The organism is Anaerotignum sp. (genome assembly GCF_040307045.1).
In the GTDB taxonomy this organism is placed as follows: domain Bacteria; phylum Bacillota; class Clostridia; order Lachnospirales; family Anaerotignaceae; genus Chakrabartyella.
Window position 1 is genome coordinate 102,979 of record NZ_JAWRKF010000005.1, and the last position, 23,911, is coordinate 126,889.

The 23,911-nt window shown below is 39.2% G+C and carries 25 protein-coding genes and 3 tRNA genes; 12 read left to right on the forward strand and 16 right to left on the reverse strand.

Going from position 1 to position 23,911, the window contains the following annotated elements; all coding sequences use genetic code 11:
• Window positions 1–18 precede the first annotated feature (18 nt).
• Both ABVZ64_RS03985 and dapD read right to left on the reverse strand, forming a co-directional pair.
• Window positions 19–453, reverse strand: coding sequence for an immunoglobulin-like domain-containing protein (locus ABVZ64_RS03985; RefSeq protein WP_352399765.1), 435 nt, complete (start codon window positions 451–453; stop codon window positions 19–21).
• Window positions 454–586: 133 nt separating this feature from the next.
• Complete coding sequence (dapD, locus tag ABVZ64_RS03990; protein ID WP_352399766.1) at window positions 587–1,300, reverse strand: 2,3,4,5-tetrahydropyridine-2,6-dicarboxylate N-acetyltransferase; 714 nt, start codon at window positions 1,298–1,300, stop codon at window positions 587–589.
• Window positions 1,301–1,419: 119 nt separating this feature from the next.
• Here dapD and ABVZ64_RS03995 point away from each other — a divergent pair, with 119 nt between their 5' ends.
• The 5 genes from ABVZ64_RS03995 (at window position 1,420) to ABVZ64_RS04015 (ending at window position 8,756) form a co-directional block, all read left to right on the forward strand.
• Window positions 1,420–2,568 (forward strand): M20 metallopeptidase family protein, encoded by a 1,149-nt coding sequence (locus ABVZ64_RS03995; RefSeq protein WP_352399767.1) that lies wholly within the window; start codon window positions 1,420–1,422, stop codon window positions 2,566–2,568.
• A gap of 622 nt (window positions 2,569–3,190) precedes the next feature.
• Window positions 3,191–3,670, forward strand: a complete 480-nt coding sequence (locus ABVZ64_RS04000; protein WP_352399768.1) for a MarR family winged helix-turn-helix transcriptional regulator — start codon at window positions 3,191–3,193, stop codon at window positions 3,668–3,670.
• Window positions 3,667–4,779 carry an efflux RND transporter periplasmic adaptor subunit gene (locus tag ABVZ64_RS04005; RefSeq protein WP_352399769.1) on the forward strand — a complete coding sequence of 371 codons (1,113 nt, stop codon included), beginning with the start codon at window positions 3,667–3,669 and terminating at the stop codon, window positions 4,777–4,779. The genes ABVZ64_RS04000 and ABVZ64_RS04005 overlap by 4 nt, the downstream gene beginning before the upstream one ends.
• Window positions 4,780–4,782: 3 nt before the next feature.
• On the forward strand, window positions 4,783–7,905 hold the full coding sequence (locus ABVZ64_RS04010) for an efflux RND transporter permease subunit (RefSeq protein WP_352399770.1): 3,123 nt from the start codon (window positions 4,783–4,785) through the stop codon (window positions 7,903–7,905).
• Between the two features lie 128 nt (window positions 7,906–8,033).
• Window positions 8,034–8,756, forward strand: coding sequence for an MBL fold metallo-hydrolase (locus tag ABVZ64_RS04015; protein WP_352399771.1), 723 nt, complete (start codon window positions 8,034–8,036; stop codon window positions 8,754–8,756).
• Window positions 8,757–8,833: 77 nt separating this feature from the next.
• On the opposite strand, the gene ABVZ64_RS04020 is transcribed toward ABVZ64_RS04015, so the two are convergent.
• The gene (locus ABVZ64_RS04020; RefSeq protein ID WP_352399772.1) at window positions 8,834–9,874 is read right to left on the reverse strand and encodes a GNAT family N-acetyltransferase; all 1,041 of its coding nucleotides are present in this window, start codon (window positions 9,872–9,874) and stop codon (window positions 8,834–8,836) included.
• A 17-nt stretch (window positions 9,875–9,891) separates the two neighbouring features.
• Window positions 9,892–10,410, reverse strand: a complete 519-nt coding sequence (locus ABVZ64_RS04025) for a C-GCAxxG-C-C family protein (protein ID WP_352399773.1) — start codon at window positions 10,408–10,410, stop codon at window positions 9,892–9,894.
• Window positions 10,411–10,531: 121 nt separating this feature from the next.
• Here ABVZ64_RS04025 and ABVZ64_RS04030 point away from each other — a divergent pair, with 121 nt between their 5' ends.
• From ABVZ64_RS04030 to ABVZ64_RS04040, 3 genes are read left to right on the forward strand one after another with little or no spacing between them, the layout of a single operon-like run.
• Window positions 10,532–10,732 carry a 4Fe-4S binding protein gene (locus ABVZ64_RS04030; RefSeq protein ID WP_352399774.1) on the forward strand — a complete coding sequence of 67 codons (201 nt, stop codon included), beginning with the start codon at window positions 10,532–10,534 and terminating at the stop codon, window positions 10,730–10,732.
• Window position 10,733: 1 nt separating this feature from the next.
• The gene (locus ABVZ64_RS04035; protein WP_352399775.1) at window positions 10,734–10,934 is read left to right on the forward strand and encodes a 4Fe-4S binding protein; all 201 of its coding nucleotides are present in this window, start codon (window positions 10,734–10,736) and stop codon (window positions 10,932–10,934) included.
• Entirely contained in the window at window positions 10,927–11,502 is a 576-nt protein-coding gene (locus ABVZ64_RS04040) for a 4Fe-4S binding protein (RefSeq protein ID WP_352399776.1), read from the forward strand. The genes ABVZ64_RS04035 and ABVZ64_RS04040 overlap by 8 nt, the downstream gene beginning before the upstream one ends.
• 59 nt (window positions 11,503–11,561) lie before the next feature.
• Here the strand turns inward: ABVZ64_RS04040 and ABVZ64_RS04045 are convergent, their stop codons facing one another.
• The gene (locus tag ABVZ64_RS04045) at window positions 11,562–12,221 is read right to left on the reverse strand and encodes a Crp/Fnr family transcriptional regulator (protein ID WP_352399777.1); all 660 of its coding nucleotides are present in this window, start codon (window positions 12,219–12,221) and stop codon (window positions 11,562–11,564) included.
• A 138-nt stretch (window positions 12,222–12,359) separates the two neighbouring features.
• Here ABVZ64_RS04045 and ABVZ64_RS04050 point away from each other — a divergent pair, with 138 nt between their 5' ends.
• Window positions 12,360–12,725 (forward strand): hypothetical protein, encoded by a 366-nt coding sequence (locus ABVZ64_RS04050; protein ID WP_352399778.1) that lies wholly within the window; start codon window positions 12,360–12,362, stop codon window positions 12,723–12,725.
• A 169-nt stretch (window positions 12,726–12,894) separates the two neighbouring features.
• Here the strand turns inward: ABVZ64_RS04050 and ABVZ64_RS04055 are convergent, their stop codons facing one another.
• From ABVZ64_RS04055 to ABVZ64_RS04095, 9 genes are all read right to left on the reverse strand, one after another.
• Window positions 12,895–14,121 (reverse strand): sensor histidine kinase, encoded by a 1,227-nt coding sequence (locus ABVZ64_RS04055; RefSeq protein ID WP_352399779.1) that lies wholly within the window; start codon window positions 14,119–14,121, stop codon window positions 12,895–12,897.
• A complete protein-coding gene (locus ABVZ64_RS04060) occupies window positions 14,118–14,792 on the reverse strand; it encodes a response regulator transcription factor (RefSeq protein WP_352399780.1) in 675 nt (224 codons plus the stop codon). The genes ABVZ64_RS04055 and ABVZ64_RS04060 overlap by 4 nt, the downstream gene beginning before the upstream one ends.
• A gap of 372 nt (window positions 14,793–15,164) precedes the next feature.
• Entirely contained in the window at window positions 15,165–17,156 is a 1,992-nt protein-coding gene (locus ABVZ64_RS04065; RefSeq protein ID WP_352399781.1) for a carbohydrate-binding domain-containing protein, read from the reverse strand.
• Window positions 17,157–17,171: 15 nt separating this feature from the next.
• Window positions 17,172–17,864, reverse strand: coding sequence for a DUF4956 domain-containing protein (locus tag ABVZ64_RS04070; RefSeq protein ID WP_352399782.1), 693 nt, complete (start codon window positions 17,862–17,864; stop codon window positions 17,172–17,174).
• Entirely contained in the window at window positions 17,857–18,570 is a 714-nt protein-coding gene (locus ABVZ64_RS04075; protein WP_352399783.1) for a polyphosphate polymerase domain-containing protein, read from the reverse strand. The genes ABVZ64_RS04070 and ABVZ64_RS04075 overlap by 8 nt, the downstream gene beginning before the upstream one ends.
• A 256-nt stretch (window positions 18,571–18,826) precedes the next feature.
• Window positions 18,827–18,900, reverse strand: a tRNA-Met gene (locus ABVZ64_RS04080).
• 33 nt (window positions 18,901–18,933) lie between these two features.
• A tRNA-Tyr gene (locus ABVZ64_RS04085) sits at window positions 18,934–19,014 on the reverse strand.
• Between the two features lie 8 nt (window positions 19,015–19,022).
• Window positions 19,023–19,095: transfer RNA gene (locus ABVZ64_RS04090), tRNA-Thr, on the reverse strand.
• 106 nt (window positions 19,096–19,201) lie between these two features.
• Window positions 19,202–19,408 carry a hypothetical protein gene (locus tag ABVZ64_RS04095; protein WP_352399784.1) on the reverse strand — a complete coding sequence of 69 codons (207 nt, stop codon included), beginning with the start codon at window positions 19,406–19,408 and terminating at the stop codon, window positions 19,202–19,204.
• Window positions 19,409–19,520: 112 nt separating this feature from the next.
• Here ABVZ64_RS04095 and ABVZ64_RS04100 point away from each other — a divergent pair, with 112 nt between their 5' ends.
• Genes ABVZ64_RS04100 through ABVZ64_RS04110 form a run of 3 tightly spaced genes read left to right on the forward strand, consistent with a single transcriptional unit; the run spans window position 19,521 to window position 21,466 of the window.
• Window positions 19,521–20,465 (forward strand): alpha/beta fold hydrolase, encoded by a 945-nt coding sequence (locus ABVZ64_RS04100; RefSeq protein WP_352399785.1) that lies wholly within the window; start codon window positions 19,521–19,523, stop codon window positions 20,463–20,465.
• Window positions 20,466–20,479: 14 nt separating this feature from the next.
• Window positions 20,480–20,965 carry a PaaI family thioesterase gene (locus ABVZ64_RS04105; RefSeq protein ID WP_352399786.1) on the forward strand — a complete coding sequence of 162 codons (486 nt, stop codon included), beginning with the start codon at window positions 20,480–20,482 and terminating at the stop codon, window positions 20,963–20,965.
• Between the two features lie 18 nt (window positions 20,966–20,983).
• Window positions 20,984–21,466, forward strand: coding sequence for a PaaI family thioesterase (locus ABVZ64_RS04110; protein WP_352399787.1), 483 nt, complete (start codon window positions 20,984–20,986; stop codon window positions 21,464–21,466).
• 38 nt (window positions 21,467–21,504) lie between these two features.
• Here ABVZ64_RS04110 and ABVZ64_RS04115 read toward each other — a convergent pair whose 3' ends face one another.
• The gene (locus ABVZ64_RS04115) at window positions 21,505–22,365 is read right to left on the reverse strand and encodes an AraC family transcriptional regulator (protein WP_352399788.1); all 861 of its coding nucleotides are present in this window, start codon (window positions 22,363–22,365) and stop codon (window positions 21,505–21,507) included.
• Between the two features lie 267 nt (window positions 22,366–22,632).
• On the reverse strand, window positions 22,633–23,472 hold the full coding sequence (gene noc / locus ABVZ64_RS04120; RefSeq protein ID WP_352399789.1) for a nucleoid occlusion protein: 840 nt from the start codon (window positions 23,470–23,472) through the stop codon (window positions 22,633–22,635).
• Window positions 23,473–23,911: the final 439 nt, after the last annotated feature.

Consider the following 23,911-nt stretch of genomic DNA (forward strand, 5'->3'; position numbering starts at 1 on the left):
GGTGGAGGGTCTTTTTTTTTATTGGGCAGCGAATTCTGCAGCAACAGGACTATCGTTTACAAGTATTATCAATCGATATTGCATATTTTTTGCGGTACTCCCACAAAGTGTCTTCCAGTCATAACTCAACTCTACCGCATCCCCTGCTTCCAACACAGACGTCTCCTTCTCCCAATCGGATTGAGCTGTGCCTGTAAACTCTTGCCACTGGCCATCCTTCATCTGTTCAAAATGGTATTCATGGGTACTATAATTTACGGCTGCCTCTGTTTCATTTGTTAGCGTAAAGGTTGCTCTAGAACTTTTTAACGTGTCGTCATTTAATGAAAACTTGATTCCATCTTCTACATTCACCTCAGTATAAGCAGTTCCCCCATTATTATTACTGCCACACCCCACTAAAAAAACCATTAATACAGCAAGAAAAACCATCAATTTTTTTCTGATTTTCATTTACTTCCCTCTCCACTATTCATAATTTTCCACTTTTCAAAGGAATATCTTCATGGTATCACAACCTACTTTGTCTTGCAAGCAATAGAAAAGGCTTGGTGAATATTTCGCCAAACCTTAATCTTCCATTTTTTTATTTTCTTAAGTCTTCTAAAATCTGTGTTTTGCCTTCTGTTTTTTCATCTTTCATCTTGATAATTTTTGCTGGAGAGCCTGCAACAACAGCACCTTCAGGCACATCTGCCGTTACAATAGCGCCCGCTGCAACAACAGCGTTTGCACCAATCTTAACGCCTTCTAAAACAACAGCATTGGCACCAACCAAAGCACCATCACCAACAATAACGGGAGTTGCACTAGGGGGTTCCAAAACGCCCGCCAAAACTGCACCTGCTCCAATATGTGCATTTTTACCAACAGTAGCTCTAGCACCTAAAACTGCATTCATATCAATCATTGTACCATCGCCAATTTCTGCGCCAATGTTAATGACAGCGCCCATCATCACAACTGCATTTTTACCAATTTTCACACGATCACGAATAAAACAGCCTGGCTCAATACGTGCATCCAAGTTGGTAACGTCCAACATAGGCACCGCAGAATTTCTTCTATCATATTCCATATGATATTCTTCAATGCAGTCAGCCTTGGTATCTAAAACCTCTTTTACCAAAACGCAATCACCAATTAAAATCCAAAAGTTATCACTGCCGAAAATTTTTATATTTTCCTTTTCTAAACCCTTTAAGTCACCCTTAACGTAAACCTTTACAGGTGTAACTTTTTTGGCATCCTTAATATATTTTGCAATCTCATAAGGATTCGTCATGTCATAATTCATCATTTGTTCCTCCAATCATGATAGTATGTCCAATATTATATATGAAAAAAAAGGATTTTCCAAGGTTCTTCCATAGTTTTTTGTGATACAATGGTAAAAATGATTAAAAAGGAGCGATTTGTTTGCGTGATGATATTTTAAATATGGAGGAAGATCTAAGACAGATGCGACGGGATCTGCATCAAATTCCGGAGTTGGGTCTTTTAGAACATAAAACTGCCGCTTATGTGGAAGATAAACTAAAATCAATGGGCGTGGACTGGGTTGAACGTAGTCTAGAAACTGGAGTCATCGGCCTAATTAAAGGACAAGGCATAGAAAAACCCATTGCATTTCGTGCCGATATGGACGCTCTGCCTGTGGAAGAAATGCCCAGGCCCTATGCATCCTGCCACCATGGCCTTATGCACGCCTGTGGCCATGATGGACATATGACCATTCTTCTAGGCTTTGCTAAATATCTTATGGCACAAAATCAGCGTCCAAAAGGTGATGTTATTTTAATTTTTCAGCCAGCTGAAGAAGGCCCTGGGGGCGCAAAGCTTATGGTGGAAGCAGGTATCCTTGAAAAATACAATATTTCCAAGGTGATTGGATGTCACATCTTCCCTCAGGTACCTCAGGGTATGATTGCCTGCAAAGCAGGTGGCATGATGGCAAGAAACGGTGAAGTATATGTACGTATTCTAGGTAAAAGTGCCCATGGTGCACAACCCCAATTGGGGGCGGATGCCCTTTTGGCCGCTGGTGCTGTTATTTGCGGCTTGCAAACTATTTTATCCCGAAATATTTCCCCTTTGGACAGCGGCGTTTTAACCTTTGGCTCCATCCATGGAGGAGAAGCTTGTAATATTTTAGCAAAGGAGGTGCGGTTGGAGGGTACCATGCGTGCTTTTAGCGATGAGGTCTATGAAAAAATGATAAAAAGAATTGGGGAAACCGTTGAAAATATTGCTGCCGGGTATGGTTGCCAAGGTTTCGTAGAATTTAACCATATGTATCGCGTTGTCAACAATGACCCCTCTTTGGTTGAAGCCTTAGAAAAAGCTTGTGGTAACAATTATATGACAACACAGCCTTATATGCTGGCTGAAGATTTCTCCTTTTTTCAACAGGTAGTGCCAGGCCTCTTCTTCTTTCTAGGCTCAGGTAACCCTGAAAAAGGGTTCATACACTCACTGCACAGCGCAGATTTTGATTTTGATGAAAAAATACTATGCCATGGTGTTGATACCTACGTAAACTTATTGGAGGTACTAGGGCTTTATTAATGCTGTTTCCCCTTACGCCTCATATAGCAAGCAATACACATACGTAGTAGGGCTTGATTCAAACTCATAATGCCCTACAAAAGCATTTCTGTCTTAATGAAATGCTTTTTTCTTTTATTTTGTTATTTCCTTTTTCCCCATCCACTATCCTTGCAGGACGGCAATCTATATGTAAGCCAATGGTAGCACCTATATGTTGGATACCAAATTACCTTGACCCTTTTTTTCTAGATAGGAAACCGCCTTTATAGAAATTTTTTCCCTTGCCTAAATGGTAAACATATCCACCAGAATGGATTCAGATGAACATCCCCCTTAGGGAAAAAAAATTAATAACCCCTGCATGAAAAAATATAACGATTTTTTCACTTGTGACGGTTTTAGGTAAAATACATCCTTTTATACAGCCATAAAATCATTAGATTAATCACCCCATATAAAGAAAATCTTTTTTTTATTTGAAATAAATATTATGGTATGAATACTTTTCAGAAACTTATTTTATAAATTCATTAAAATCTTTAAAATTTCTTAATGATAAATTGCAATAAATTGATTGACACGAAAATAGTTTTATCATAAAATTAGTTGCATATTGTAAGCGGATAGAGGAGGATGCTTTATGTCCGATGTAAGCGGCAAGAGAATTGCGGAGCTTCTGATAACCCTAAACCTAAATTTGGTTTGCTGGAGCAGGGTTCATTTAGAACAGGTTTTTAGTACAAACGGAAAAGGTGAGGAAGAAAAACTTACCGTACAACAATTTCATATTTTACTACATATAAGGGATTTTGGGTTAAACACTGTTTCAGATATTTCCCATTTTTTTTGCCTCAGCAAGAGTAGTATTTCCCTAAGCATTTCAAAATTGGTGGCTAAAGGGTATTTGAAAAAACAATCTCCCACAAAAGGTGATGACGGCAGAAAAATATATTTTTATCTGACGGAAAAGGGCAACGAAGCTGTTATTGCAACAGAAAATGCGTTGATGGACGTTGCAGGTTGTTTTTTTGATTCTTTTGACAATGAAACAAGAAATATCCTTTGCACCCATCTCACTGCGATTAATCATTTACTATCAACAGGAGGAACTGTAGAATGAAACAAAAACTCATATTATTAAGTCTTTGTGCAGCACTCTTAGCTGGGTGTACAAACGACGCCAGCCAAGAAGAAGAAACCATATTGCGCACGGTTGAAGTCTCCACCATTGGTAAAGATACCATTTCCAGCAATTTTACTTATTCTGGAAAGGCATCTGCAGCAAAGGAAATTGCTGTAGCACCAACCATACCAGGGGAAGTACTCAATTATAACTTTGAAGTTGGCGACAATGTTAAAGAAAATCAAGTTCTCTTTACTGTTGATTCCTCAAACTTAAATGACCAATTGCGTAGTGCCCAGGCAAACTACAATGTATCAAAACTTAACTTGGAAAATGCTGAGAAAACCTATAACAACAACAAAATTTTGTTTGATCAAGGAATCATTTCCCAGACGGAAATGGATCAAATAAAATTAGCTTTTGAGTCTGCTAAAGCAAATATTCAAGCTTTAGAAATTAACCTTGAAGTTTTACAAAAGAATATTGGAGATTGCTCTGTAACAGCGCCAATGTCCGGTGTAATTGTTAGCAGAAGCGTAGAAAGGGGCAGCTTTGCTAGTCAGTCCACCCCCGCTTATGTGATTATGGATCTCTCCACAATTAAAGTTGAGGTTGGCGTATCCGAACAAGCAGTCAATTCCATCAAAATTGGAGATGAGGTTGAGGTAAGAATGAGCGCCATTTCCCAAGTTCCCCTAATTGGTAAAGTTTCCACCATTAGCCCTGCATCAAATCAAACAGGTACATATTCTGTAAAGGTTGAATTAAATAACAAAGATGGCGTGATCAAATCGGGAATGTTGGCTGAGGTTAGTTTCACAAAAGAAAAGGCTGATGATGCTCTGGTTCTGCCAAGAAATGCAGTCTTAACAAAAAATGATGAAACATATATCTACGTGATAGAGGGGGATACTGCCAAGAAAACTCCTGTAACCATTGGTATCGAAACCGGTGAAACAATTCAAATTACCTCTAACTTACCAGAAGGTACACAAGTAGTTACTCGTGGTCAAACATACTTAACCGATGGTGAAAAAGTAACCATTGCCAGCGATGCTGCTCCAGCAGAAAAAATCTCACAACAAGATACGGCAAAGGAGGAATAAACCATGTTATCTAGACTCTCCATACGCCGTCCTGTCACTACGATCATGGTGTCACTGATGGTTTTCATTGCAGGTATTGTGGCATATACCAGCTTAAATCTATCACTAATGCCCAACGTAGATATTCCCGTTGCATTGGTAAGTACCACTTATATAGGAGCGGGACCCGAAGAAATAGAAAACCTCGTTTCAAAACCTCTGGAAGAGGCTCTAGGAACGGTAAACAATGTGGATACCATTACCTCTATCTCAAATTCCAACAACTCTATGGTTTTAATCCAATTTGTTGATGGAACAGATATTGACATGGCATCTCTGGATCTTAGAGATGTAATTGACCGAACAAAAAATGCCCTGCCTGATGATGTTGGGGATCCCGTTATCTTTAAAATGGATATGAACGCTATTCCCATTAACTTAGGTGTTACGGCAAAAAACCTGGACCTAAATACCCTGAACGACCTATTGGAGGATAACATCGCCCCTCGTTTTGAGCGAATTGAAGGTATTGCCTCCGTTGGGCTATACGGTGGTATTGAAAAAGAAGTACGTATTACCGTTGATCCTAGCAAATTAGCAGGATATAACCTAAATACCAATACCCTTGCACAGCTTTTAGCCGCTGAAAATATGAACTTGCCATCGGGTTCCCTTTCCCAAGGTGACACCACCGTTCAGGTTCGTACACTTGGTCAGTTTTCTTCTATAGAAGAAATCAAATCTTTACCCATAACCACACCCACAGGCGCAATGATTAAGCTTAGCGATGTTGCACAGGTGGATGAAGTTGAGAAGGATAGAGATGCCTTCTCCTATATAAATGGGGAAAAAGGTATTTTGATCTCCATCGACAAACAGTCGACTGCAAACTTAGTAAAAACAAGCGATAAGATTCAGAAAGAAATGAATAAGCTTGCAAAAGAATATCCAGAACTGCAGATTAGCCTCTTAACAGACACATCGGGCTATATCAAGGATTCTATCTCAAACGTAACAGGAACTGCTTTCCTGAGTGCTTTGATTGCCTTCTTTGTATTGTTATTGTTCTTAAAGAATGCAGTTACTTCAGCTATTATTGCCGTATCTATCCCTACTTCCATTTTGGCAACTTTCGCCTTAATGTACCTGGCAGATATGTCCCTAAACATCATTTCCATGGGAGGTGTTGCCATAGGTATCGGTATGCTAGTAGACAACTCCATAGTAGTTTTGGATAGTATTTATCAGTATTATGAGCGTGGGTATACACCTGCTGAAGCAGCCGAGGTAGGTGCTAAGGAAGTAACCATGGCAATCACCGCCTCCACTTTAACAACTGTAGCGGTATTTTTACCAATTGCATTCGTAAAAGGTTCTGTCGGACAGCTTTTACAAAATCTGTCCTTCTCAATCACTTTTGCACTACTTTCCTCCCTGGTAGTTGCGGTAACATTCGTACCTATGGCTTGTGCATTGTTATTGCAAAAAGATAAGAAAACAAAGCTTAGAAAATATAAAAAATTTTCCTCTACTCTTTCCAAATGGGATGGGGCTTTAGATCGTCTTTCTCAATCTTACGATGGTATTTTGCGTTGGGCTTTGGCACATCGTAAGAAAACAGTTTTGATTGTGCTGGCCATCTTTATCGGCAGTTTGTCCACTGTGCCTATGGCCGGTATGGATTTTATGGAGGAAATGGATGAGGGTACAGCAAGTATTACCATCACCCTCCCTAACGGTACTGATTTGGATACTACCGAAGAAACGGTTTTAGAAGCACTTTATCGTTTGCAAACCATCCCCGAGGCCGAAACCGTTTATGCAAATGTTGGTGCTGGAATGATGTCAAGCGGTACTGCCTCTGCAACCATTTCTATGAACTTGGTTTCAAAAAATCAAAGACATCGTAGCACCTCTGAGGTTTGCGATGAAATCAAAAGCCTTCTAGGCGATATTCCCGGTATTGACCTTTCCGTATCCTCCTCGGATGCAGCAATGGGCGGTATGGGCGGTACCGATGTTACATTTAACGTATATGGCTACGATAACCAAGTTTTAATGGAGATTGAAGATGAAATTGTGGAGCTAATAAGCAACATTAAAGGTTTCACCGATGTAGAGGGGTCCACCGGCAGTACTGTGCCAGAGGCAAAAGTAGTCATTGACCGTAGTAAGGCTTCTCATTATGGCATCACTACATCTGCCATTGCCGGCGCTTTGAATACTGCCATTTCCGGCTCTACTGCAACCAAATATAAAGTAAATGGCTCAGAATTAGACGTAGTGATTCGCTACGATACAAATCAACTTAACTATTTAACAGACTTAAATAACTTAACAGTTACATCCCCAACGGGAGGTCAAGTTCCCCTTTCTGATGTAGCTACTGTAGAAATTAGTGAGAGTGCCACTTCTATTTCTCGAGAAAATCAAAAGAACTATATCAGCATCAGTGCCAATACACCAAACTTAGCCGGTAGTGAGGCACGAAAATTGGTAGATCAGGCATTGGCATCTTTCCCATTCCCTGAAGGCTGTACTTTTGGCTATTCTGGCTCTATGGAAATGATGATGGACTCTTTTAGAAGTCTCATGCTGTGTATGGTCATTGCTGTACTGTTGGTTTATATGATTATGGCTTCTCAGTTCGAGTCCATGCGTTATCCTTTTATCGTAATGTTTTCAATGCCTTTGGCAATTACCGGCGGTATTTTGGGCCTATTCTTAACGGGCCATTCCGTAACCATGCCTGCCCTTATGGGTTTTGTAATGCTAGTGGGTATGGTAGTAAATAACGCCATTGTATTGGTGGACTATGTAAATCAACTGATGGGTCGTGGTCTAAGCTGTTATGATGCTTTGGTAACAGCCGGACCTAGACGTTTGCGCCCAATCTTAATGACCACCCTAACCACTATTTTGGGTATGCTTCCTATGGCATTAAGCCAGCAAGAAGGTAGCGAAATGATGCAGAGCTTAGCAGTTGGTGTCATTTTTGGTCTTGCTTTCTCAACCGTTGTAACCCTGGTGTTTATACCCGTGATTTATATTTGGATGTATGAGCGTAAATCTAAGCGCAAAGAAAAGAAAGCAACAAAAAGAGCAGCAAAAGCAGATAAAAATCCGAAAAAAGTACAACTAAATTAAAAATAGAAACTTTATATTGCTTTTCCCCTTGCACTAGGGATATACTGAAAGAAAAATAAAGTACCGTTTATTCTAATAATAAACGGTACTTTCCATGTATAACACTTTCAGATGAGAGGAACAATTGTATGAAGTTTACAAAACTTACGGAACATATTTATTATATGGAGCACGATCCCGAAACGGATCGACCAACCCTTGGATATATAAAAGGAAAAAATGGGGCCTTCATGATGGATGCAGGTAACTCTGCCGCCCATTACAATCATTTTATAGAAAAATTGCAGGAAAACCACTTACCTTCACCACGTTATCTTTCTATTACCCATTCCCATTGGGATCATAGCTTTGGCCTGTGGGCCACAGATGCTGTGACCATTGCAGGCGGAAAAACCAATAAAGAACTAGAAAAGATGATACAATGGAATTGGGATGATGCCTCTATGGCAAAACGCCTGGAAACAGGTGAAGAAACTGCTTTTTCAGATACACACATCCGCAAAGAATACACCCACCGAAGGGATATCAAAGTCAAAACTGCTGAAATCAGCTTCAATGGTTCCATGACGATTGATTTGGGAGATGTAACCTGTATATTAAAAGAAATCACTTCACCCCATTGCAGAGATTCTGTGGTGTTTATTATTCCTCAGGACGGTGTCATCTTTTTGGGTGATTCCTATTGTTCTGTTCCCCAGGGAGATATATGGGTATATGATAAAGTACTATTAATGGCGTATATTGATGAACTTGAGCGTATAGAATTTCGCTATGCCATTAAAGGCCATCATCCCCCTCAAACAAAAGAGGAGATTATTTCAGAGTTAAAATCCGAATGGAAAAAATTATAAATAAAAAAACACCCCTATGGGTGTTTTTTTTTGTCCCATTTCCTTCTTACTTTATCCTGGCAACAAGCTAAGAAATTTTAAACTACATACTTCACCGTAAAGGAAACAATTCCTGTTTCGTTGGGCGCAATTGTTTCTGGAGGTAGATAGAACCCAAGGCCATCTCCTATTACATAAAATCCAACCTCATCCAAATAGACTTCCAATCGGTCTTTTCCATTGGAATAAAAACTTTTGGGCCTCTCCTCCATTAATGCTGTAAAAGAAGAAACGAAAAAGTTGTGAAGTTCCTTTTCACTATCATCAATGATATCAAAAATTGTTAACTCTTTTCCGGTGCTAGCCGAATATGTATGAGACGTACATCCCCTTATCGTTTCACTCCCCCCTGTATACTGGGTGCTGGTGCCATAATAGGATACATACTTACTATCATCCCTGGTTAACTCATAGGAGCCCACAAAATAGTAAGGTGTAAAAGGTAGCCCCTGAACCTTTGCCGACTCATATTCTTTTTTTGCTTGGTTCTCAAAGTCATTTATAAAATCCTTAGCCAAGGATTTCACTTCCATTTCAAGGGAGTCTTTAATTTTTGTTCCATTGCTGCCGTTGCTATCTTGAAGATCCATTTTAAAAGATAACACGGTTGTACCATCATCTGCCTTTACATCAGTATGATACCCACCCTCTACTTCACTGCCCGATGACAAAATGGTAATGACATAACCAATAGGATCCCATGCAACATCCGCATCAAAAGCCTCAGCAATGGCACGAATAGGCACCAATGTTCTTTCGTTTATAATCTGGGCTGGTACTGCCATAGTGTATACCAGCTGTCCATTTTTATAAAGACCTGTGTCTCCAATCTTTAAAACAACGGTATCCCCACCTTTGGTGGATGTTATTGTTTGGTTAGGCTCCGACCAAGTTACCTGGCTTCCTAACGCCTTGAATATGGCCCTCATGGGTACTAAAGTGCGGTCATCTATAATCACAGGTGCCTGGTCAAAGGAAACCGTCTGTCCGTCAACATATACTTGTATGGGCGGATGTGCAGCTACAGGCATAGCAAATAAAAAAAATGCCGCCATGGCTGCCAAAATGCTTTTTTTCATTTCAAACCACCTCTTTTTTAGTTTTCACTTGCTGCAAGTTCTTTTGTTTTTGTTAATTCCTCTGCTTTTAATGCATATTTCATGGCCAGCCCACCACAATAGCCAATAATCTGCATACAGTTTTTCTTTCTTGCTTTTCCCTCAAATTCACCCAAAGGCGCAGATAATTCTTTGCAAATCAATGTTCCATAGTTGTTTTCAATCTCATGAACCATTTCCCCCACCAGGGAATACACTTCTTTTAACTCAGCCACCCTCTCCCCTACGGTTTCTTTGGCAAAGGGATCTTTCCTGCCAACCACACTGCTTAACGCCATAACTGCACCTGTAATTGCACCACAAGTGTTTTTTGTATTCCCCAATCCTGCACCAAACCCCGTTGCCAAAGCCAAGCTTTCTCTTGGCATCTCTTTATTGTAGATATCTAAAAAAGTACACATAATACACTCTGTACAGTTTAATCCTTGTCGAAAATAGTTACTGCTGTTTTGTTCTGCTTGTTCCACCAAAGTCAGTTCCTTTGTTTCCTCGTTCATTGGCTATCCTCCTGAAAATTCAAAATTCGTAACAAAGTTACGGAACTATGCAACGGTTTATGATATCATCATACCATAAAAATAAAAAACTTTCTCTTAAAATTTGAAAGGATGAAATAAAATGAAAAGAATTGCGAAAATTGATGTGAACAAATGCCCCCAGGACCACGCTTGTCCCGCTGTAAGGGTTTGTCCCGTTGGCGCCTTAACACAAGATAAAAGAAATGCTGCCCCCACTGTCCACCAGGACATCTGCATCGGGTGCGGTAGGTGCGCAATGACCTGTCCAAAAAAAGCTCTATATATGACACAGGAGGTTTAGTATGAAAAAAATTGCAACCGTATCCACAAAGGATTGTGTGTCCTGCGGCTGTTGTGAAAAAGTATGTCCCAAAAATGCTATTGCAATATACCATGGAATTTATGCCAAAGTAAATGAGTCCCTTTGTATTGGGTGTGGCATCTGTGCAAAAGCCTGCCCAGCCGACATCATCTCCATAAAGGAGGTTGATTCCCTTGGCTAAGAAAAAAAATTGGTATGAATATCTTTGGGTTGTATCCTCTGTTTATTTGATTTTAGGATTTTTCAATATATTATTCGCATGGCTTGGGTTAATCTGTTTTTTTATTCCCCTGATCATGTCCTTTTCCGGGGGTAAAAAAGGGTATTGCAACCGCTACTGCGGCAGAGGACAACTGTTTTCCATTCTAGGAAAACGCTTTTCTTTAAATCGACCTATCCCAAAGTGGATTTATAGTAAGTGGTTTCGTTATGGCTTTTTAACTTTCTTTATGGTCATGTTTTTCAACATGATTTTCTCCACCTATTTGGTGTTTTCCGGCGAAAGAAATCTAAAAGAAATTGTTACCCTTCTTTGGAGCTTTTCTTTACCTTGGGCGTTTGCCTCCTCCTCTGCTCCTGTGGCAGATTGGGTGAAACAATTTGCATTTGGTTTTTATAGCATTATGCTGACCTCTACATTACTGGGTTTTATTACAATGATCCTTTTCCGCCCTCGTACTTGGTGTGTATATTGCCCTATGGGAACTATGACGCAACTGATATGTAAAGCAAAATATAAAGAGGAATGAATATCTTGTATCCCCCTTTCTAAGGGTATCATTAAAACCAATGGTACCCTGTTCTCATGTCAAAGCAATGAATACAGTCCTTTTTTGTCTAAAATCTGAATACAACCACGACCTACAGAAATTAACTTTTTTTCTTTCATACGTTTTAAAGTACGGCTTACCGCTTCTCTGGCACTGCCGATATTCTCTGCAATTTGCTCCTGGGTTAAATACAATGTATCGCTTTTTCGTTGACTACTTTCATCCAGAATATAAGAAGCCAGGCGTTGCTCCAGGTTTAAAAACATCATTTGCTGCACCGCTTCCACCAAAGATGACATACGCTCCATCATCAACTCCAACGAAAAATTTTTGACATAAATATTTTGTTGCTCTACGCTAGCAAAAACCTCAGTCGGTAGTAATAAAAGCTGGCAGTCCTCGCAAGCCTCAACCTCCACATCAAAAGTAATTTGAGACATGGCACAAGACATGGTGAGCATGCAAAACTCTCCCTCACGCAAGCGAAAGATGGTTGCTTTTTTTCCCTCTTCTGAAATCAAATAGGCACGTACTGCGCCTTTTAATACTTGCACCATACCCAAAGAGCCCTTTGCCGGTGTATAAATCAAATCCCCTTCTTGGAAAGTAAGAATTTTTTGATTCTTTTCAAAAAACCCTCTCTCCTCTTGGGAAAGACTTTTAAAAAATGGTAAAACTTCTATATGCTTGGGAACCATATTTATCCTCCTTTATACAACCGCCATGATATGGTTTGATTTTATGTTGCTATCTCATAAATGTCAAGTACCCCTTCCTTGACGGAACCCAAGGTTCGTGCTAAAATCCAGCCATACATATATATGGAGGTACAAAAGATGAAAACAGAATTTGAACTTTTACAAGCTTTACCCCTTTTTCGAAAAATATCTATCCAAGGGCTACAAACCATGATGGATTGTTTTTGCGGAGAATTAGTCCATCTAAAAAAAGGATCTTCTTTCTTGGGGGATAAAAATAAAGCTGCATGCTTGATTTCTGGAAAGGTTTCCTCCCTAGAATTAGGGCGTTTTTGCCCTTTTCCAACAAAAGAAACCCCCTACACAGCAATAGAAGATAGCTTGATTTTAATTATGGAAAGCCATATGCTTCTCTATCCTTGCTATGGCTGTTGCTTTTTCCACGCCCAATTGTTAGAGAATATGAGAGAAGATGGCATAGACTTGAAGGCTTTAGAATGTTAACCCCATCCATCCCCTTAACATCTTAAATCCATTTGGTAAATCTATGGAGAAAAGTCATTCATAACATTTCACGCATTCTTTACTATTTACTGGAAAAAACTAATTGAAAAACCAAGTCTAAAAAAGCATCACCAAGCTGTAATTACCAACGGGGGGATGCTTTTTCTTTTTATCGCAAAGTAATTGTGAGCTCTAAAGTATCGTCTTTTAACGCCATAATAGAAATTTTGCCTTTATGTTGCTCCACAATGGCGTTTGCAATGGAAAGGCCTAATCCATAACCACCCGTTTGTCTGCTTCTTGAGGAGTCCATACGATAAAAGCGTTCTAGCAAAATATTCATATTCCCTGTCTGTTCCAAATACGCCTGATTTCTAATGGTTAATTTTCCATTATTGGCTAAAGTTACTTCTATAACAGAGTTCTCCTTCGAATGCTTTACGCCATTATCCAAAAGGATATACAACAATTGGCGTAACTGATCTTCATTCCCGTTTATCATTACATTGGGACTGACGGATGACACAATGGTTTTTCCCTGCCCTTGGGCAAAGGCTTCCATTTCGTCACATACATCATTAATAATATTAGATAAATCAATGTTTTCCAAGAATTTTTTTTCTGGGCTTTCCTCCATTTTTGCAAGGGTGGTCAACTGGTTAGTTAGCCTGGTTAGACGTTCTACTTGATGTTTAATGCTTTGCGTCCATTGGCTTTCTCCATTTTCCATCTCTATCACCTCTCTATTTGCATCAATAATAGAAAGGGGCGTTTTTAACTCATGACCTGCATTGGTAATGAATGTTTTCTGTTTTTCATAACTTTCCGCCACAGGACGCACCGCTGCTTTTGAAAGAAGCACAATTAAGAAGCAAACTGCCAGAAAGCCCGCACCACCCACATAAATACTGTTTAAAAGAAAATTATTTGTAAAAAACAAATCTTTTGTACAGTCTAAAAACACCAGTAATGTTCCCTCTTCCACTTCCGTTTTGTGGTATCGATAAGAGCCATAAAAACCCCTGTCCTTCCCCTTCTCCATCACTGAATTTGTCATATCATTTGCTTCCCCCAAGGAAACAGAGGCAATACTATTCATATTAATGGCAATTTGCTCTTGCTCCCCATTTAAGGTGACTGAAAAATATCGTGTTGAAAAAGGCTCCTCGGGCGAAAATTCTAATCTCTTTTCAGGAATAAATTCTCCTTTGGGCTTGTCCTTATGAATCTTTGGAAAAATGCCGTTATTGGCAGAGATGGCATTTAGTGTTCTATCTGCGTTATGGGTCATATTACTATAATTCCATACATTGATACAAACAAGAAACAAAAAAAGCACAATGAATACGCATAGCGAAGCGATACCAATAAAACGAAGCCTTAATTTTTCGCTCATGATATAACCTCCAAAGTATAACCCGAATTCCTTACCGATTTTATTTGAACATTTGCCCCCACAGTTGTGAGGCGACGGCGTAAGTAGGATATATAAACCCAAACCACACTTATCTCCGCTTGGGTATCGTAACCCCAAATTCGCTCCAAAAAACGCTCCGCCGATATTAATTGATTGGGATTTAACAGTAATAATTCCATCATTTGAAATTCTTTTCCCATAAGGCGTATTTGTGCTTTTTGGGTGGAAAGGATAAAGGTGCTACGGTCCAGTGTCATATTTCCAATTGTTAATAGGTTATCCCCACTGCATTCTGTGTTTCTGGTCATGGCACGAAGCCGTGCAATTAGCTCCTTCATAGCAAAGGGTTTTGTCAAATAGTCATTGGCTCCGCTATCTAATCCCAAAACCCGATCATCAACCTCAGACTTGGCAGTTAGCATGAGAACAGGAATCCTATTCCTCTTTTCTCGCAATCTTTTTAAAACGGTGAGACCATCTACCTTAGGCATCATAATATCCAAAATAACGCCATCATAATTATCCGCTTCCAAATAATCCAAAGCATCCCCTCCATTATAAACAGCATCAACAGAAAAGCCGCTACGTTGCAAAAATGTTACCAATGCATTAGAGAGCTCTTTTTCATCCTCAGCCAATAAAATCCTCATAGGTGACCACCTCCTGACAAGCAAAATAAAATCTTTTTCCCATTGTACCATAAACCATAAAAATGTGTTCTTTTACTATAAAAAAGACCTATTTGTCTTTTCGGCAATAGGTCTTTTTATCAATATTTTAGATAAGAATAAAATATTGAATAGGGCTAAATACTGTTTAACTTATTATAAACTTGATAGCTTAAATGAAGTTTAAACCAAACAATTTACTCCATATTTTTATTCATTTACAAAAAACAATATGACTTGTTTTAGATCCCCATTTTTTGCCTGGTGCAAATTACCCACACCTTAGATATTTAACTTATTTAGAGAGCCCTTCATCTCCGGACTAAGGCGTAAGCCCGGCTTCTCTATGTCAAGTTAAGATATTTGTGCTGTTTTTTGTGTCTTCGTTCCATTTGACATTGTTGTCTTTTCTGGCCTAGTGCCATTCATTTGTCCCTTTTCGCCTCTATTGCCGAATGAATTTGCTGTGCCATAGGAATAACTAAGTCCACTCATTATAAAGCTCTGGCTTTGCTCTCCCATTGCTATAGTGTAAAATGAACCATTCTTTAATTCAGGGCAGGAGATCACAACTGTTGGATAAGCTCTTGTTGGATTATATTCCAAAACGATTGTACTTCCACTTTTTAATGTTACTTTTCCACTTTCAGAAGATGACAGGTTATACTGTGCCCAGCTTTGGGTGGATTGGCTGCCAAATCCACGGAACATTCCGTTAGAACCACAAGCAACAACCTTCCCTCCTGTGATGGTCACCTCACCATCAGCATCAATGGGGGAGTCAGCACCACTTTCAGGGCCTGTCACATAGACTTCACCGCCAGAGAAATGGATGGTTCCGTTGGAATCTATCCCATCACCTTTTACATCAATGATAACCTTGCCACCAGAAATGGTAATGTCACAATTTTCACTTGCTCTAAAACCGCCACCTTTGCCCATAGGATCCATTGGCATGTGTCCATTTTTTCCCTCTACACCCTGAGGTGGTTGCACTGGTGGATTACCCATTGTTGTTGCACTGGTAGTTCCATCAAAATCAGGTCTTTCTCCATCTGTTGGAGGAGCCTTATCAGTATCAAAGGCAGGCATTTCTCCATCTTCTGTTTTATTTTGTTGGGGAAATTCTTTCTCATCATTAGCCTCGCCATTCTCTGCTGCATTTATACCATCATCGGATGCAACGATGTGAATATCGCCTGCAGAAATAAGCACCTTTTCACCTTCAATACCTTCATAGCATTTTGTAATTTTAATTGTTCCCCCCTCAATAATGGCTTGGCTATCTGCATGGAATCCGTCATCACCTGTGGCAATTGTATAACTACCATCCTTAACACAGAAACTGCCATTGGTATGTACTGCATCATCAGCACAATCTAGAGCAAAACTACCTTTAGCGATAAGCACATCACCACCAGCTTTTATTCCCTTTGCACTGGTATCATCTGCTAAAGAAACCTCAAGACCTCCACCGGATACAATCTGGAATGTTCCATCATGAATCTGCAGCAGTGCTGCTGCATCAAAGCCATCCCCTTGGGATGTAATAGTATATTTTCCGCCCCCAACATATATAAATCCCTTTGTTGCCTCGTCCTTGTTTTCGCTATGGAATCCATCCTTGCCCGCGTTCACTTGGAAGGTTCCATCTGCAATGCAGATACTATCCTTTGCAGCAAAACCATGCTCTGCCGCAGTCACCTCAAATGTACCTCCTACCAATGTCAACTCATCCTTTGCAACAACACCACTGCCATAAGCCGCATGAATGTATAACGTGCCGCTTCCATTGATTGTAATATCATCCTTCGCAAAGACAACACCATCAATTTTGTTGTCATCAATGGCAACAAACTCGCTTTTGTTGGTAAGAATGTTCTCTGAGTTAGCAGCCAAAGTCACAAAAACTTTATCTGCCTGTCGAACATAGAGAGCTGCACTGGTATCGCAATTAATGGCCACTCCCTTAAGAACCAGTTGGACTTTATCCGCTGTTTTCGCATCAATTATAATTTGACCATTGGTAAGATTACCACTTAAAACGTAAACACCCTCATCTTGAATGGTTGCCACAGAACCTTTAATGCTAACCTTGGTGCTATCTGAGGTTGTTACCTTTGTGGCGTTTAAACTGATAGAAACAGCTGAACTTTCGTCATAGGTTCCTGCTTTATCCCTATCACTAAACAATGTAGTTGGGTCTAGCGGTGTTGCAATTACTTTTGTTTCGCCAGTGGCAATGGTTGAATCTGTGGTTTCGCCCTTTACTGTTGCTTGATTACAGCTACAAAGCAAGCAAGCCATGGTTACAACGGCTATTGCTGTTCTTCTTCTCCCTTTCATCGCGTACCTCCTAGTTTATAGCTCATTATGGCTTAATGGTCTGGAAAGGCTAATTTCCAAATTTCCATTTCTACATCGAATGGCATCTATCATCTTTTTTTCTTCTACTCCATTTTTCATAGTCACCTGATACGTTAGGCGAAATAAACTTCCCAAATTTGTTGTCTTTACTTCCAAAAGATCACACTCTTTAAAATATTTTTCAAAAATATCATCAAAAACTTCAGTATAGTCAAGATTTTCGGGAATGGTAATGCGCAATTGACGATCTTGGGTATTGCTAAAAAAGCTCTTCATTTTTCTTGAGTTGTATATCAACTCCACCAGCATCAAGATGATTGCAAATATAATTGCTAATGTCAAATAACCCATTCCTACAGCAAGGCCTGCCGCCATGGCAATAAAAATTGCACCAATTTCTTTTGCTGTTCCGGGAACAGAACGGAACCGAACCAAACTAAATGCACCGGCAACAGCCACACCTGCTCCCAGGTTCCCATTTACCATTATGATTACCATGGCAACCACCGTAGGCAACATTGCTAAAGTTATCAAAAAACCAGATGAGCTGTTTCTTTGCTTTTTATGAACCAACATTAACAAAAAACCGATAAACAGCGCTGTGGCTATACAAAGAAAAAAAGATAACAACGGAATTTGGGTTTCCACTATTGGATTTAAAACATTTCCTGAAATAAAATTAAGCACTAAATTTGTCCCTCCTCTCCCTTTGTGTCATGGCAACATATGCATTGCCATATTTGGAATAGCTGGTCTTAAAAATGGAGTTATCACTAAAAAATTTGCTAAGCCATAAGGGGATGCCCAATGCAGCTTTTACCTCCAAAAGCTGCATTCCCTTTGGCAATAACTCCGAACCATAAGCCCCCTTGCAAAGGCAAATATCATAATCCCGCCAAAGAATAGCATCATCAAATGTCATACGAAAATCGAAATCTTCTTTTCCGAAAAATGCCTCTCTTTGGTAAGACAATAATACAGAAGGCTTAATTGCATTGGTGTGAGTAAAATAATCAATCTCTCGAATGATTTGTGTATCCTGGGGTGGTACGGCATCTTTTTCTAACCAAAGTTTTGCATCACTTTGACTCATGGATACTCTCCTTTTATAAACAATTCCTTTATATTTTTTTTTCAGTTCCACAAAAACCGTGGAATCCGGTGTGGGAGTTCCATAACTACGCACTCTCAATTTTTCCTTATATACCGGCTTTTCCATAGAATGACGAATGAACTGTTTGTCATCCGTATCATAATAAATATTCATAATGGTTGATTTTCCAAAGGTATCAGGACTCATATACCGTTCAATCAGGGCTGACAGCTCTCCTCTTTGCTGATACGAAATGAAATACTTGACTTCCTTTCTTTCAAAAGTTGTGGGTGTTGACACTTTTATCGCCTCCTTGCTTGCTGGTTATCTACAAGCCTAACTCTTTTTTCCAAGGCAAAGTATATCGGTGCAACTTAAAACCTACTTTAAATTTTAAGTAATTTTTTTTATTTTAGAGAATTTAAAAAAATCTAATTTGTTAAACTAGGAGAAAAATAAAGGATTAAAATTTTTCAAAAATGAGTAAAGAAAGGCTGTTATATGAAATAATTTTGGACAAAGAAAAAAACCTTGAAAAAATATTCAAGGTTTAAAATTGCGGAGGCCAGATTTGAACTGACGACCTTCGGGTTATGAGCCCGACGAGCTACCGGACTGCTCCACTCCGCGGCAATAAGAAATTATAAAATTTTGAAATTACAATGGGCGGAGAAGGATTCGAACCTTCGAAGCTATCGCAACAGATTTACAGTCTGCCCCCTTTGGCCGCTCGGGAATCCACCCATATGAAAAGCCGATGATCGGACTCGAACCGATAACCTGCTGATTACAAGTCAGCTGCTCTGCCAATTGAGCCACATCGGCAAATCACTCGCAAATCGAGTACGAATAATATACTAACACAGGAATTTGAATTCGTCAAGTATTTTTCTACGAGTTTGGACAAAAAACTACTGCATTTGTTTTTTTGCTAATAAATATGGCTTAAAGTTTGCAAAATATCTCCTAAATACTCTTGCATAAAATGCAATACCAAAAGCATTGATGCCAAATAGCACCCCAACGCGATTGGTTTTTGCAGATGGTTTTGCCTCCTGGAAGAAGCCATTACTTCTAGTATGGACTGAATACATAAAATTATAAATAATTGTCCTGCCAAAGTTAGAAATTCTTGCATAAAAAAGCTCCTTTCCCAAAAACTTATTAACATACTATGAAAATTTCTCTTTTCAAATGACGTTTTTCCGTTCATAATAAAAGAGAAGTTATTTAAAGGAGGAGGGTCTGAAATGAATAAAAAAGTAAAAGAGGCAGCACTTTCTCTTTCTGCTGCATCAGCCGGCCTTTTGGGTGGGTTGATTTTTTGGCAAAAAGCGTGTTTTTGGCAAGCTGAAAAAAAGGTTGATGATACCAATTTTGAAATATATTCGTCTTCCCACGGCATTATTGCCTATACCTCTGTAGGCCGTGGGCGACCTTTGCTTCTTATCCACAGCATGATGTTAGGAACAAGCCGCAAGGAATGGGATATGGTTATTGATACTTTATCAGAAAATTACCATGTTTACGCTTTGGATTTACCGGGTTTCGGTTCCTCCTTTGTACCAGATAAACCATGGACAGCCTATCAATACGCCCGTTGTATTCACGATTTCATGGAAACGGTTATTCACCGTCCCGCTTGCATTTTAGCCTCTAACGGTGGCGCCGATTTGGCACTAATTACTTCTATGCTTTATCCTGAAAAAATAAAAGGGCTTATGCTCATATCTCCAGAGGGTTTTGGACGTGGCTTTGCCACAAATGAAGATACCGAACCCCTTCACAGTTTGCTTCTTCCCGTTTCAGGGACACAGCAATTCTTGATGGGAACTTCAAAAGGCAAAATTAAAGAAACACTGGAGGAATCATTCTTTGCAAAAGAAAAAATTGCAAAAGAGCTCATTGACCAATGCCATTACTCCGCTCGCAGAAGCAAGAAAGGGCAGGTTTCATATGCTACCATTAAAACAGGTTTTTGGCGTTCAGATACAAAAGCAGCATTCACTGCATTGAGTGTACCTTTTTGGATCTTTTGGGGTGAAGAAAATAAATCAAATCCTATTTCTAACATGGAATGGGCAGAAGAAGCTCGTCCAGATGGCGACTACGTAATATTTGAAAGTGTTGGCGACTTTCCTCACCTGGAAAACAGTCAATCCTTTACTAATATTGTTCAAGAATATTTGAAATAAAGGGGAATCTTGTAATGAATCATCTAGAAATACCAACGCTATCACAAGAAGCTATGGAAACCTGGTTTCAGCAAGTTACCACCCATGGCTCCAGACTTCTTAGCCATGGCGTTGTATCAAAAATTAAACCAAAATTTGTTAGTTGTAACTTTGAGGAAAAAATAGTTGAACTTTCCTATGATGTTTTAGAATGGGAGTTAAACCCTCAAAATGTGATTCATGGCGGCATTGTTGCCACGGCCTTTGACACTACTTTGGGGCTTCTTTGCCATTTCTATACAAAGCCTCACGTTGTTACCACCGTAAGTCTAAATACCACATACCATAAGCCTATCTTTTTAGGAGACTCTTTTCATATTAGGGCGAAATTTAAATTTCAGGGCAGATCCTTATGCAACATCACTGGAGAAGCATGGATCAAGAATAGAACTGTGTTGGCTGCAAGTTCTTCAGCCGTTTTTAAAGTTCTAAAAGAAGTTCAAAACAACCCATTAATATAAGAAAGGATGGTACTACATATGGTAGTATTCAATAAAAAAGATTCTAATCAATCAGTTATGGAAAAGTGGTTTTCCCAAATCAATACCTCCGCTTTCACAATGACAAATGTAGGCGTTTTAGACTTATTAAACCCCTCTTTTGTTTCTTGTAGTCATGAAAAAAAAGAATTGACCTTATCCTTTGATGTAAAGGATTGGGAATTAAACCCCGAGGGCGGACTGCATGGAGGCATTATCGTTACGGGGTTTGACACAACCTTTGGCTTGCTTTGTCATTACTATGCAAAGCCAAACATGGTTTGTACCATTAATATTGCAACTACTTTTTTGCAGCCCATTCTACCCAATGATACCGTAGAGTACCATGCCCGTATCATTTCCCATGGCAAAACTGTGGTAAGTATGGTAGGTGAAGCACGAATAAAAAGAAACAATATTTTAGCAGCAACAGCGACCACAACCTTTATGGTTTTAGATAAACAAATGGATCAAACAAAATAAAAAAAGAGGGTATAGATTATTCTACACCCCTTTTTATTTTATTTTTTCACAATAGGAAGCCAAACCTGACTATGATAATCCGATGCACTCTGATCACCCTGAAAGTAAACTTCAATGTCGGGTGCCGCCGCATATTCATAACCTGATGTTGGTAGCCACTCAGTAATAATTCTTTGTTGTAAATTTTGAATTGCATGGGGCATTGGGCCAAAACAATCAAAGATTGCCCATGTTCCCTCTGGCACTATATATTCCTCCATCTCCTCTGGACAAGAAGAATTGGTTGCAGCAGCAATAAAATATCCACTAAATACGCCATCATCACAGGTTGACACGCCTAAAACGCCATTCGGCTGTGAACCATCCATAATACTGCAAATTTTTTCAATGCCGCCTTTTTTCACAACCTCACTCCAAAACAATGGTACTTTTTCAAAGCAGTTCTCCATTGTCATTGGCTCTTTCGTAGCAAACCCTACAATTCTAAATCCATCTTTGTTCTCAATTCTAAAATTCATTACTTCATCTCCTTTTATGGATAAGGTAAAAGTAATGCGGGGATACACCGTTAGACTAACACCTTGGTTTTTGGCCATGGATGGAGCTATACCATGAATCGCCTTAAATGCTCTATTAAAAGCTGTGGGTGAATCATATCCATATTTTGCAGCAATATCAATAACCTTTTGGTTCCCCTGTATGAATTCAAAAGCCGCTAATGTCATTCTTCTTCTCCGAATATATTCCCCAATGGTAATTCCGGCAATATAGGTAAACATACGTTGAAAATGAAATGTGGAGCAAGCAGCAATTCTTGCCGCTACCTCAACATTAAATTCCTCATCGAGATTATTTTCAATATAGTCTACCGCCTCATTTAGTCGTTGTATCCAATCCACATTGTTTACCTCCTATGATAAAAGGATAGCATTTCTTTATTTTCCCTTCCTCTCGGTTTTGTAGCAAATAAAGAGAGTTTTTTTACACTGTATCATAAAAGGTGTTTTTATACAATCATTGTCATGAAGCCCAAATAACTGATTACTTAGTATTTTAGCCTAAAACTTAACCCCATTTCTAAGCTTTTATCCGTTTCAAAGGTAATAAGTAAATATCAAAAGTAGTATGCATAAATCATCTTTCCAGGATTACTTCTGCCTTACGCTTCATGCCGATTCCACTGCATTTTTACGAATGCGAATCACAATTTCACACTCATCATCATTTTGGGTATCTTCATAAACCACATCCATTCCACTGCGGCGAATCACTTCTAATGATTGCTTTATGGTGTTTGTAAACAAACGGAAATCTGTAATATAGCGTTTCTCCCGTCTTTCCCCTCTCTCCGTATGTCTATGTCTCATTTCCTCCAGTGTATGTTCCACCAATTCTTCCGTCCGTTTTACATTCATCTCCTCACGGATCATTTGTGCCATTACCACGAGGCGACTTTGTTCATCTGGAAGCCTTAGCAATGCTCTTGCATGACGCTCTGTGAAATGGTTATCCAACAATTCTTTCTTTACACTGTCTTCCAACTTTAAAACACGCAGTTTGTTGGCTATGGCAGATTGGCTTTTGGATAGCTTTGCGGCTAACTCCTCTTGGGTTAGGCCATAGTCCTCCATCATATTGCGATAACCTTCCGCCTCTTCCAAAAAACTTAAGTTTTGTCGTTGAATATTCTCGATAAATGCCAAAACTGCACTATCGCTATCGCTTACCTGAATAAATATTGCTGGTACTGTGGTAAGTCCTGCCATTTCCGCTGCACGCAGACGCCTTTCCCCTGCTACCAACTCATAGAATCCGCCACTCATCTTTCGAACAGTAATGGGTTGCAAAATTCCATATGCAGTTATGGATTCTGCCAGCTCCTCTAATGCGCTAATGTTAAAGTACTTTCTAGGCTGATATGGATTCGGACGAACTTTTTCGATAGGCAATTGATATACAGCCTTCTCCTTTTTCAAACGCATTTCGGGAAATTTCAAAACCTCCATATGTATTTCCTCCTTTTTTATTCTATGGAAACCGAGATAGTTTTACAAATCAACGGCATTTTTCTTTTTTTTCATTCTATCATAGCTAATCCATTTTTACAGAAAAAGCGTACAACAAAAACACTCCACCCTCGACAAAATGATGCGGCATCAGACACAAAAAACTCGAAGGGTTGTATAAGTTGTCGTAGCTTGGTGGAATTTTTTCATTTTTAAGGCAATTTATCGTCAAATTATCTCTTTTTTCATACTATATATATTGTTTTCTTTAAGTTAAGACACTATATATTCTATTTTTTAAGATTAAAACCCTGCCTAAACAAATGATTTTCCCTCATTTTTGATACACAATATCAGGTTTAAAAAATCTATCCAGCACTACATCTATTATCTAATATTTCCCTGGTTATGTTTTTAGTCATGTTCTTGGTTCTTTTTA